This is a genomic window from Actinomadura sp. NPDC048021 (genome assembly GCF_040653135.1).
In the GTDB taxonomy this organism is placed as follows: Bacteria; Actinomycetota; Actinomycetes; order Streptosporangiales; family Streptosporangiaceae; genus Spirillospora; species Spirillospora verrucosospora.
The window spans coordinates 26,652-37,923 of record NZ_JBEZJQ010000049.1; the positions used below are offsets into that span (position 1 = coordinate 26,652).

The 11,272-nt window shown below is 70.4% G+C and carries 9 protein-coding genes; 7 read left to right on the forward strand and 2 right to left on the reverse strand.

Annotation, left to right across the window (positions count from 1 at the left end; all coding sequences use genetic code 11):
- Positions 1-104 precede the first annotated feature (104 nt).
- Positions 105-953 carry a hypothetical protein gene (locus AB0C87_RS42125; protein ID WP_345172561.1) on the reverse strand — a complete coding sequence of 283 codons (849 nt, stop codon included), beginning with the start codon at positions 951-953 and terminating at the stop codon, positions 105-107.
- 553 nt (positions 954-1,506) lie between these two features.
- On the opposite strand from AB0C87_RS42125, the gene blaOXA reads away from it, so the two are divergent.
- The 5 genes from blaOXA (at position 1,507) to AB0C87_RS42150 (ending at position 6,092) form a co-directional block, all read left to right on the forward strand.
- Positions 1,507-2,397 carry a class D beta-lactamase gene (gene blaOXA, locus AB0C87_RS42130; protein ID WP_360582170.1) on the forward strand — a complete coding sequence of 297 codons (891 nt, stop codon included), beginning with the start codon at positions 1,507-1,509 and terminating at the stop codon, positions 2,395-2,397.
- A 103-nt stretch (positions 2,398-2,500) separates the two neighbouring features.
- On the forward strand, positions 2,501-3,562 hold the full coding sequence (locus AB0C87_RS42135) for a 3-oxoacyl-[acyl-carrier-protein] synthase III C-terminal domain-containing protein (RefSeq protein ID WP_345172565.1): 1,062 nt from the start codon (positions 2,501-2,503) through the stop codon (positions 3,560-3,562).
- 4 nt (positions 3,563-3,566) lie between these two features.
- Positions 3,567-4,097, forward strand: a complete 531-nt coding sequence (locus AB0C87_RS42140; RefSeq protein WP_353833862.1) for an isoprenylcysteine carboxylmethyltransferase family protein — start codon at positions 3,567-3,569, stop codon at positions 4,095-4,097.
- A gap of 60 nt (positions 4,098-4,157) precedes the next feature.
- Positions 4,158-5,021, forward strand: a complete 864-nt coding sequence (locus AB0C87_RS42145) for an alpha/beta fold hydrolase (protein WP_353833863.1) — start codon at positions 4,158-4,160, stop codon at positions 5,019-5,021.
- Between the two features lie 12 nt (positions 5,022-5,033).
- Complete coding sequence (locus AB0C87_RS42150) at positions 5,034-6,092, forward strand: MerR family transcriptional regulator (protein ID WP_360582173.1); 1,059 nt, start codon at positions 5,034-5,036, stop codon at positions 6,090-6,092.
- Between the two features lie 135 nt (positions 6,093-6,227).
- Here the strand turns inward: AB0C87_RS42150 and AB0C87_RS42155 are convergent, their stop codons facing one another.
- Positions 6,228-6,563, reverse strand: a complete 336-nt coding sequence (locus AB0C87_RS42155) for a hypothetical protein (RefSeq protein WP_353833866.1) — start codon at positions 6,561-6,563, stop codon at positions 6,228-6,230.
- A 306-nt stretch (positions 6,564-6,869) separates the two neighbouring features.
- Here AB0C87_RS42155 and AB0C87_RS42160 point away from each other — a divergent pair, with 306 nt between their 5' ends.
- Together AB0C87_RS42160 and AB0C87_RS42165 are read left to right on the forward strand one after the other, a co-directional pair.
- Complete coding sequence (locus tag AB0C87_RS42160; RefSeq protein ID WP_360582175.1) at positions 6,870-9,842, forward strand: AAA family ATPase; 2,973 nt, start codon at positions 6,870-6,872, stop codon at positions 9,840-9,842.
- A 72-nt stretch (positions 9,843-9,914) separates the two neighbouring features.
- Positions 9,915-11,150: an epoxide hydrolase gene (locus AB0C87_RS42165; RefSeq protein WP_360582177.1), complete on the forward strand. Its 1,236-nt coding sequence runs from the start codon at positions 9,915-9,917 to the stop codon at positions 11,148-11,150.
- Positions 11,151-11,272: the final 122 nt, after the last annotated feature.

Here is an 11,272-nt window from a genome sequence, read left to right on the forward strand (position 1 = left end):
AGCTGATCGCTCTTGCGAGCGCCGCGCAGAAGCACGGCGTCGCGCGCTGCGGTAGCGGGCGCTGGAATCCGCGCGTGGATGACGGCATCAGCGTCCCATCTCGATCAGAGCGCAAAGTCGGTGTAATCGCTGTAGTAGGTCTGCGACGCGTCTTTGGCCGCCGCGATCCATCTCGAGACGTTTCCGGGCGTCGGGGACGAGATGGGGCCGGCGGTGTCGAACCAGCAGGCGAACGCACACCTCGTGTGCTCGCCGCCGCCCGGCGTCGTCGTCAGGTAGGCGACCTGGTCCTTCAACCAGGTCACGCTCTTCGTGCCGGTTCTGCCGTAGCCGATCTCGGGGACCGCCCACGGGATGCCCTTGGACCGGGCGAACTTCACGGCCGGCCCCCACAGGGTGGGGCCGCTTCCGAGGTGGGAGTAACCGTCCACGCCGAGGACGTCCACGAGCCCGTCGCCCGGCCAGGTGTCGGCATAGGTGCTGCCCGCCCTGGGGGATGTGCCCGACCAGGTGGTGAGGATCTGGACCGTGTGCAGGTGCGTCCAGCCCTCCGACTGCACCTGCCGCACCAGTTCGCAGAAGCGCTTCAGAGCCGCCGTGTACGTCGCGAGGCGGAAGGCCCCGTTACGGATCTTGCCGTCGCCCTCATGCCAGATCGACACGAACGCGAGGTGGCTCTTGGGGATGGACCGCAGGAACTTCAGCGTCGGCGCGTCCAGGCGCCCGCCGGCCATCGCGGTGATCGACGGTTTCGCGCTCCAGCAGCTGGCCCGCTTTCCCACGTCCACGCCGCCGGTACTCCGGGCCCAGGAGACGGGCATGCCCGCGGCAGCGGGCTGGTAGGAGCGGCGAATGGTCAGCGGCCCGTAGGAGGCGTCCTTCGCGGCGAAGTCGGAACCGGACAGGTTCTGGGGGCACGTCCCCCACAGGATCGCGTTCCGGTTCTTCGCCATGGGACTGCCTCCGCCTTCGATCGGCCCACCGGTGGGCGGGCCCGAAAATTGATCACACCGGGGTCGCCGGTGAACGGGGAACCGGTGCTGCGGGAGGCACTCCGGTTTCACGTGCTCGACCTTCAGCGCCGCGTCCGGGATTGCCCTAGTCGTTCCCTAACGTAATGCTCGCAGTGGTCGGCGGAGATGAAATAGAGGTGGCTCCGAGAGTATTCCGGCCTGTCGAGCAAGGGATATGTATCGATTAAATGCCCGGGTCAAACGCCGATGGCGGCGGGGGGCGGCAGGGGAAATATCTGAAGCGTTCTCAAGGGCGATCCTGAAGGTGATGGCGAGGCTAATGGGGCGGCTTTCAGGTCGAGCAATATCCGCTTTTAGAATGAAATACAGCCTTTTTCTGGCGGGAGGGGTGCCAGGGTGACCGGCACGACACGTCACGTCACATGACCGGCTGGTCGTCAAGGATGAGCTGCGCTGATACGTGAATCAGTATCAATCGCTGATCGATATCCATATTGGACAGATCGCATCGTCCGGTGATCGAGTAAGCCGCATGATCAAGCCCTCTTCCCGCACTGCGCGCTTCCGGCTGGGCGCCACCGCGCTCGCCGCGCTCACCCTCTTCGGCACCGCCGCGTGCGGCGCGACCGCCCATGACACCGCCCCGCGCGCCGCCGCCGCCGTCGCCGCGGCCGATCAGATCCGTCCCGGCGTCGTCGAGCGCGACGATCTGCGGGCCGTCTTCGACGCGGCGGGCGTGCACGGCTCGTTCGCCCTGCTGGACGTGGAGACCCGCTCCACGACGGTGGTGGACCGGCGGCTCGCCGAGACGCCGCTGGTGCCCGCTTCCAGCTTCAAGGTCCCGCACGCCCTGGTCGCCCTGGAGACCGGGGTGGTCAAGAGCCCCGACGAGGTGATCCCCTGGGACGGGACGCCGCAGCCGTTCCCCGAGTGGGAGCACGACATGACGATGCGGGAGGCCGTCCGCATCTCCAACGCCGCGGCGTTCCAGGTGATCGCCCGTCGTGTCGGGCTCCAGCGCGAGGGGCAGTGGCTGCACCGGCTCGGCTACGGCAACCGCCGGACCGGGACCGTGGTGGACCGGTTCTGGCTGGACGGCCCGCTGAAGATCTCCGCCGTGGAGCAGACCCGGTTCCTGGAGCGGCTCGCGGCCGAGCGCCTGCCCGCCTCGCGTGCGAACCAGCGCACCGTCCGCGACATCATCAAGCAGGAGGAGAAGGACGGGTACACCCTGTACGCCAAGTCGGGCTGGCAGAACGCCCCCAACCCCGGCACCGGCTGGTGGGTCGGATGGGTCGACCGCGGCGGGCGCGTGACCACGTTCGCGCTGAACATCGACATCGTCAAGGACGGCGACGCGGGCAAGCGCGCCACGGTCGCGCGCGAGTTGCTGCAGCGTCTGAACGTGCTGCCCGACGCGTGAGGGGCCGGCCCGCGGACCGCGGTGACCGCTGCGCCGAACCCCGTCCGCCGGTACAAGCCGCGCTGATGGGTAAGGAGGCGGCAGGGGAGGCTTAGGGGGAGCCGTGCGTGTAGCGGGTGTGCAGACCGTCCTGCCGGACCATCACTACGAGCAGCGAGACATCACCGAGGCCGTCGTCGGGGCGACCGGGGCCGACCGGCGGGTGGTGGAGCGTTTCCACGCCGCCACCCGGGTGACGGGCCGGTACCTGGCCCTGCCGATCGAGAAGTACGCGAACCTCGACGGCTTCACCACCGCGAACGGCGCCTATGTCGACGCCGCGCTGTCCCTCGGGGAAAGAGCCGTCCGGGGGGCGCTGGAGGCGTCCGGGATCGAGGCGTCGGAGGTCGACCATCTGGTCTTCTGCTCCTCGACCGGAGTCGCCACCCCCTCGCTGGACGCGACCCTGGCCCAGCGTCTGGGCCTGCGGGACGACATCAAGCGGGTGCCGATCTTCGGTCTGGGGTGCGCGGCCGGCGCCGCGGGACTGTCGCGGCTGCACGACTACCTCCGCGCGTGGCCTGACCAGGTGGCGGCGCTGGTCTGCGTCGAGCTGTGTTCGCTGACGGCGCAGCGCGACGACGAGTCGCTGGCCAACCTGGTGGCCAGCGGACTGTTCGGGGACGGCGCCGCGGCCGTCGTGGCGGTCGGAGGCGACCGGAGCACCGGTGCCGGGGGCCCGAGCCGCTGGGGGCCGCGCGTCGTCGCGACCCGCAGCAAGCTCTACCCCGGCACCGGGAGGCTCATGGGATGGGACGTCGGCGAGCACGGCTTCCGGATCGTCCTCGCCGCCGACCTGGTGGACCACGTGGAGGCGACGCTGGCGGGCGACGTCGCCGCCTTCCTCGGCGAGCACGGTCTGTCGCCCGGCGAGGTGACCTCCTGGGTCTGCCACCCCGGCGGGCCGAAGGTGATCGAGACGATCGCCGAGGCCTTCTCCCTCGTCCACGGCGAACTCGACCTGACATGGGACTCCCTGCGGGAGTTCGGCAACCTGTCCTCGGTCTCGGTGCTCAACGTGCTGCAGGAGACGATCGAGCGCCGCCGCCCGCCCGAGGGCGAACCCGGGCTGCTGATGGCGCTCGGGCCGGGGTTCTCCGCCGAACTGCTCCTGCTGCGCTGGTGAACCCGTGACCGGCTTCACGCTGCTCGTCGCGCTCGTCGGGGCCGAGCGGCTCGCCGAGCTGGTCGTGGCCCGCCGCAACCGGGCCTGGGCCCGGAGGAGGGGCGGCGTCGAGTACGGACGCGGGCACTACCCGGCGATCGTCGCCGCCCACGTCGGCCTGCTCGGCGGCGCGCTGCTGGAGGCGCGGTTCCTCGACCGTCCCTTCATCCCGGCGCTGGGCTGGCCGATGCTGGGCCTCGCCGTCCTGGCCCAGGGGCTGCGCTGGTGGTGCATCGCCACGCTCGGCGTCCGGTGGAACACCCGGGTGATCATCGTTCCGGACCTGCCGCTGGTGGCGGAGGGCCCCTACCGCCGGCTGCGCCACCCCAACTACGTCGCGGTCGTCGCCGAGGGCGTCGCCCTGCCGCTGGTGCACACCTGCTGGCTCACCGCCCTGCTGTTCACCGTCGTGAACCTGGGCCTCCTGAGGACCCGCATCAGAACCGAGAACGCCGCCCTCCAACAAGCCGCCGACACCAGCCCCGCACCCCCGTGACGTCCCACACCACCGCGGCGGTTGACCCTGACGCAGGGTCAACCTCCCAGCATGGTCGCCATGAACAGGACGACCAGTGCGCCGGACCACGGCGAATGGGCTGAACCCGGCGGCAGGACGATGCGGAAATTCACGATCCGGCACGGGGGCATCACGATCCCGGTGTCCCGTGGCGGCAGGGGACGGCCGCTCGTCCTGTGCCCCGGGCTGAACTCGACGCAGGCCGACCTGCACGAGCTGGCCGGGCTGCTGCGGCGCGACCACGACGTGGTGACCTTCGACCTGCGAGGCCACGGCCTCGCTTCGGCCGCCGACCGGTACTCCTTCGAGGCGTTCCTGAGCGATCTGGACGCCGTGATGGCGGAGCCGGACCGCCTCGGCCTGGACGAGGCCCCCGTGCTCGTGGGCTACTCGATGGGCGCTGACCTGGCCGTGCACTTCGCCTCCGAGCATCCCGGCGCCGTGGCCGGGCTCGTCCTCGTCGACGGGGCGAACCCGGTGCCCGAACCCTTCGTCACCGAGGCCCTCCTGCCGGAACTCCGCGCGATGTGGGAGGACATGGCGGCTCGGCAGGAGGCCGCACGGGGCACCGCGCGCCAGGTGCTGCTCACCGGCCAGGACATCCTCGACCTGAACGTCGAGATCGACGCGGTCCGGTCCGGGATCCTCGACCGCTACCGGAAGATCGACCGGCCGGTCCGCATGATCATGTCGAGCTCGATGGCCGGTGAGGGCGGGGGAGAGCATGCGCCCCGGCTCAACCGGAACTGGCGTGCCGGAATCGACCGGCTCGTTCGCGAGCAGCCGCACATCCCCGCCTTCTGGCTCGAAGCCGACCACCGACTGGTCTTCACCCATGCCCCGGAGATAGCCCGCATCATCCGGAGCACGCCCGGCCGGGCCGGCTCGACGCCCGTCCCGTAGGAGACTGGTCGGATGCTGACCATCGGCGAGCTGGCGTCCTACGCCGGAGTGACGGTGCGCACGGTGCGGCACTACCACGCCAAGGGACTGCTGCCGGAGCCGGAGCGGGACCGCTCCGGGTACCGCCGGTACGACGCGGGCGCCGTGATCGAGCTGATCAGGATCCGGACGCTCGCCCAGGCGGGGGTCCCGCTGGCACGGGTGCGGCAGCTCCTGCGGGCCGGCGAGGAAGAGTTCGCCGCGGCGGTCGCGGACATCGACAGGCGGTTGTGCGCCGAGATCCGGCAGCGACGGCTCCACCGCGCGCAGATCGCCCGGCTGGCCTCGGGAGACCACCTGGCGCTGCCGCCGGAGGTGGTCGAGTATCTCGACCGGCTGCGGGCGCTCGGCATCGACGAGCGGATCGTCCGGGTCGAGCGCGACGGCTGGATCCTGCTGGCCGCGCACTCGCCCGAGCGCGTCGCGGAGTGGACGGCGCGCAAGCGCCGGCAGATCGACGACCCGCGGCTCGTCGCCTTCTACCGCTCGCTCGGCCAGGCCCTCGACCAGAGCGGCGACGACCCGCGGCTGGTCGAGGCGACCGACGAGCTGGCCGACTACATCACGCAGATGGCCGACGAACAGGGCGAGGACTACGTCGACGACACCGACCTCGATCCACCGCTGGTCGAGCTGATGGACGCACGGGTGTTCGACACCGTGCCGCAGGCCCGCCGCCTGATCGAGCTGCTGAGGCGGAGAGGCTGGACCGGCTGGACCAAGCTGGAGCGCATCCCCCTCACCGATGACCGGCGATGCCCCGGCTCGCGAACGCACCGGCGGGCGCCGGCCGTCGTCACCGCGACTCCCTCGATCAGCTTGGCGGGTCATCGTCCAGGAGGTCCTGCATCCGCTGCACCAGCTGTTCGAGTTGGGCATGGACGTCTGGCCCCTCGTGGTGCGCCGACCGATCGATGGGCCCGGGATCCGGCTGGGGCGGCAGCGATGCGTAGGCGACGCGGACCGGTTTCTCGTCCTTCCCGTTCGGCCCGGGCCGCCCAGGGTTGGTCAGCTCGACCGGAAGTGGCGTGAAGTCCCTACGTTCGATCATCGCGATGTCCCACTCGATCACACGCTCGTAGACGTCGTCGGACACGATCAGGGCGAAGTCGCCCTGCTCGAAACGCGCTCGGAGGGCGGGCGCGTTGAGCAGCCGGAACAGAAGGTTCAGGTCGGGACTGACCACACCGTGATCATCGTGAGTGAGCTCTCCGCGTGGACCGCCATGCGCAGGCGCAGTCGCTGCTTCGCGGGCAGCCCCTTGTTGATCTGGCGCAGCCGTGTGCTGATCTCGGGGGCCAGAGAGATGATCAGACTGTGGACGCTGTAGCCGGGGGGCGCCAGGAGGAAGAACCCGTCGCCGCGGTCCTCGCGTTCGCAGTCCGTCCAGCTCAACTCGGCGGCACCGGCGGCCTCCTGGATCACCTGGTACATGGTGTAGCGCTTGTGCAGCATCAGGTGCGGGGCTCCGCTGCTGAAATCGCAGATATCGAATGCGGCCATTGCCCGGTACTGCGGCGGGTGCGCGGGGGTCGGCCGGTGAGGGCCCCCGAGTCTGTGGCGGCCAGGGAAGGGCAGGGGAAGACGCCTGACGCCGGGCGTCCCCGCACATGCCGTATGCGGGTCGCCTTCCGGGGCCCGCGGAAGATCGGGAGAAGACCCGGTGTCCGGGTGGGGTGCGCCCGCGTCCGAGGCGGCCTGAGGTCCCGAAGATCTCCTGTCAGAACGGACTCCGCACTACGAGGAGGTCAACCGAAGCGAGAACGGGTCTGCTCATGCCACCATTACGGTGATTCGTGAGGAGTCTCGTTGCATCGTCTGATCGTGTCCCTGACCTCCCCCGGGGCGTTTCGAACGGTACTGGAGGCGCTGAAGGCGCCGCTCCCGGCGAACGCGCCGCCCGGACGGCACATCTTGATCGAGCCGGGTTCGTACCCGAACACGGGGTTCCACAGTAAGAGCGACTTCGTGATGACGGCCGTCGAGGGGCTGGGCTCCGTGACGCTCGACGGCCGCACCGTCGGCACGGTCGAGGTCAGCGGACAGGTGACGCTGCAGGGGCTCATCGTCCGGAACTGGAGCGACGAAGGCCTCGCGCTGGAGGTCGCCCGAGGCACCATCGTGGCGGAGCGGTGCGAGTTCATGACCCGGGGCCGGCTCGCCGTGCGGGCGTCGAGGGGCGCCAACCTCACCCTGCGCAACTGCGAGGTGCAGGAGGGCGCGGTCGTGTACAGCGCCTCGTCCGGGCTCATGGAGGCCACCTCGGTCACCGGGACGGGCGGCAACGCGGTGGCGGTCCGCAGCGGCAGCACGGTGACCCTGCGGTCGTGCCAGATCAGCGAGGCGGGCGGGCACGCCGTCTGGGCGACCGAGGGATCCAAGCCGGTGCTCGAGCGGTGCACGATCAGCGACCCGGCCAGCTCGGCGCTCCGGATCGAGGAGCGCGCGGAGGTCGTGCTCCGCGACTGCGAGATCCGCGGCACCGGCAAGACGGCCGTCGCCGTGGTCGACAAGGGCGGCCTCACCGCGGACGACTGCCTGGTCACGGGCGCGGGGACCGACGGGATCTGGGTGGCGACCGGCGGCTCGCTGACCGCGCGGCGGGTCAGGACGGAGGCGCCGCACCGGGCAGGCGTGGTCATCGAGAAGGGCACCGCCCTCCTGGAGGACTGCGAGGTCGCCGACACGCCCGGAAACGCCATGTTCCTCGCCCGGGACTCGAACGTCACGATCGTCCGGGGACGGGTCACCGACTCGGGGCGGGTCGGCGTCGAGATAGACGGGGGCGCGAGCGTCCGGATGGAGGGGACGACGGTCACCGGCAGCAAGCTCGGCGGCGTGAGCGTCGAACCGGGGGGCACGCTCACCATCCGCGGCTGCACCCTGGCGGACAACATCGGCCGGGGCATCCTCACCTGCCTCGGGACAAGCGTGCGTGTCGATGATCTGACGAGCGTCCGCAACGGGAGGCCGGATCTGTTCGACTTCGACCTGGCCGCCGCGCAGGCCAAGAAGCGCGCGCCGGCCGAGCCGGTCGAGGACGCGCCGGCCGAGCCCGGGAGCCAGGCGCCGGCCGCACCCGAGACCGCGCCGCCCGTGGCGAAGGAACCGGTTGACGGGTCGGCGGACGCGCTGCTGGGCCGGTTGGAGGCGATGGTGGGTCTCGCGGGGGTGAAGCGTGAGATCCGGAAGGTGCCGAGTCTGCAGAAGATGGCCGAGCAGCGGCGGCTTGCGGGGTTGCCGCCCGGTCCGGCGATCGTTCGGCACATGGTGTTCGCGGGTCCACCGGGGACGGGCAAGACGACGGTTGCGCGGCTTTACGGCGGGATTCTCGCGGCGTTGGGTGTGGTGGAGAAGGGCCAGGTGGTGGAGGTCAGCCGGGCCGATCTGGTGTCGGAGAACGTCGGCGGGACGGCGCTGCGGACCACGGAGGTGTTCCGGCGGGCGCTGGGCGGGGTGTTGTTCATCGATGAGGCCTACACGTTGTCGCGTAAGGCGACGGGGACCGATTTCGGGCAGGAGGCCATCGACACCCTGGTGAAGCTGATGGAGGATCACCGCGACGAGGTCGTGGTGATCGCGGCGGGGTATTCGGCGGAGATGCGCGACTTCCTGGCCGCCAACCCAGGGTTGAAGTCGCGGTTCACGCGCACGGTGGAGTTCGAGAACTACAGCCCCGCCGAACTCGTCCAGATCGTGGAGTCGCACGCGACCAGGGACGGGTACCGGCTGGCCGACGACGCGCGCGCGGCGATCCTGGCGCATTTCGCGGGGCAGCGGAGGGACGCGACGTTCGGGAACGGGCGAGCGGCACGGCAGGTGTTCGAGGCCGCGGTGGAGCGGCAGGCGCAGCGCCTGGCAGACCTGCCCGAACTGCCCTCAGGTGAGGAACTGAGCCTGCTCGTCGCCGAGGACCTCGACGTGGACGCGGGGTTGGCGGCGCGGTTCGGGGAGGCGCGCGACGCCGGTCAGGTCACCGATGTCCTGGCGCGCCTTTCGGGGATGACGGGGCTGGAGGAGGTCAAGCGGGAGATCAAGGACCTGCTCGACCTGCTGGCCTCGGCGCGGCGGCGCCGGGCGGCGGGGTTGGAGGCCGAACCGTTCACCGGGCATCTGATCTTCGCCGGTCCGCCGGGCACGGGCAAGACGACCGTCGCACGCCTGTACGGCGAACTCCTCACCGCTCTGGGCGTCCTTGCCCAAGGGCAGGTGGTGGAGGCGGCGCGGGTGGATCTGGTCGGGCAGTACGTGGGGCACACCGCGCACAAGACCACCGAGGTGTTCCAGCGCGCCCGGGGCGGGGTCCTGTTCATCGACGAGGCGTACACCCTGTCCCGCTCGGGCGGGTCGGGTCACGATTTCGGGCAGGAGGCCATCGACACGCTGGTCAAGCTGATGGAGGACCACCGCGACGAGGTCATCGTGATCGCCGCCGGATACACCGACGAGATGGAGGGGTTCCTGGCCACCAACCCCGGCCTGGCGTCCCGGTTCGCGCGCACGCTGACCTTCCAGCCCTACCCCGTCGACGGTCTGGCCTCCATCTTCGTCAAGAAAGCGGAGGCAGCGGACTACCGCGTCCCCGAGGCCACTCGCGAGGCTCTGACCGTCTACCTGACCGCCAACCGGGATCGGTTCCGCGAAGGCAACGGCCGTGAAGTCGACAAGCTGGTCCGGTCGGCCATCACCGCGCACGCCCGCCGCACCGAACAACTCGCCAACACCGGGGTCGAACTCACCACCGAACAACTCGCCACCCTCCTCCCCGAGGACATCACCTAGTCCTCCGAGGATTCTCGACGGCGAGGTCGGGGACAGCACGTCGTTGTCCCTCCACCAGTAAGGAACCACGCTATGACCACCTCGAACGCCTTCCCCTTGGAACCGACGGCGATCCATGTGCCCGACGAGGCCCTCGACGACTTGCGCGCTCGTCTCGCATTGACCCGTCCGCCGCTGGACGAGGGGAACGAGGACTGGTCCTACGGCGTCCCGGCCGATTACCTCCGCGGGCTGGTCGATTACTGGCGGGACGGCTACGACTGGCGCAAGGCCGAGGCCGCCATCAACGCCTACGAGCACTACCAGGTGAGCGTCTCCGGTGTGCCGGTGCACTTCATGCGCAAGCCGGGCCGCGGCCCCCGTCCGGTCCCGCTGATCCTCACCCACGGCTGGCCGTGGACGTTCTGGCACTGGTCGAAGGTGATCGACCCGCTCGCCGACCCGGCCGCGTTCGGCGGTGACCCCGGCGACGTGTTCGACGTCATCGTGCCGTCCCTGCCCGGCTTCGGTTTCCCCGGCCCGCTCACCGGCTTCCCGGACGTCAACTTCTGGAAGGTCTCCGATCTCTGGCACACGCTGATGACGGAGACCCTGGGGTACGAGAAGTACGCCGCCGGGGGCTGCGACATCGGCGGGATCGTCACCAGCCAGCTCGGCCACAAGTACGCCGACGAGCTGTACGGCATCCACATCGGCTCCGGGCTGCCGCTCGACTTCTTCAACGGCCCCCGCGCCTGGGACTTCGCCCGGAACCGGCCCCTCACCGACGACCAGCCCGCCGACGTCCGCGCCCGCATCATCGAGATGGACCATCGCTCGGCGTCCCACCTCACCGTGCACATGCTCGACGGCGCGACCCTGGCCCACGGCCTGAGCGACTCGCCCGCCGGACTGCTCGCCTGGCTGCTGGAGCGCTGGAACGCCTGGAGCGACAGCGGCGGCGACGTCGAGTCCGTCTTCAGCAAGGACGACCTGCTCACCCACGCCACGATCTACTGGGTGAACAACTCCATCGCCACGTCGATGCGGTACTACGCCAACGCCAACCGCTACCCCTGGACGCCCGCCCACGACCGCACCCCGGTCGTGCAGGCCCCGGTCGGCCTCACCTTCGTCACGTACGAGAACCCGCCCGGCGTCCACACCGCCGAAGAGCGCGTCCGTGCGTTCGAGACGGGCCCGCAGAGCGCCTGGTTCAACCACGTCAACGTCAACGCCCACGACCACGGCGGCCACTTCATCCCCTGGGAGAACCCCGACGCCTGGGTGAGCGACCTGCGCCGCACCTTCCGAGGCCGCAGGCCCTGAGTCGACGGCGCCGGGGCCGGGGGGACACGGTGCACGACGTTCAGCCCGCCCTCGTCCGACCACCACTTGGCGACCAGGACGGCGCTCTCGGCGTCCTCCCCGGCGTCGATCAGCGACAGGGC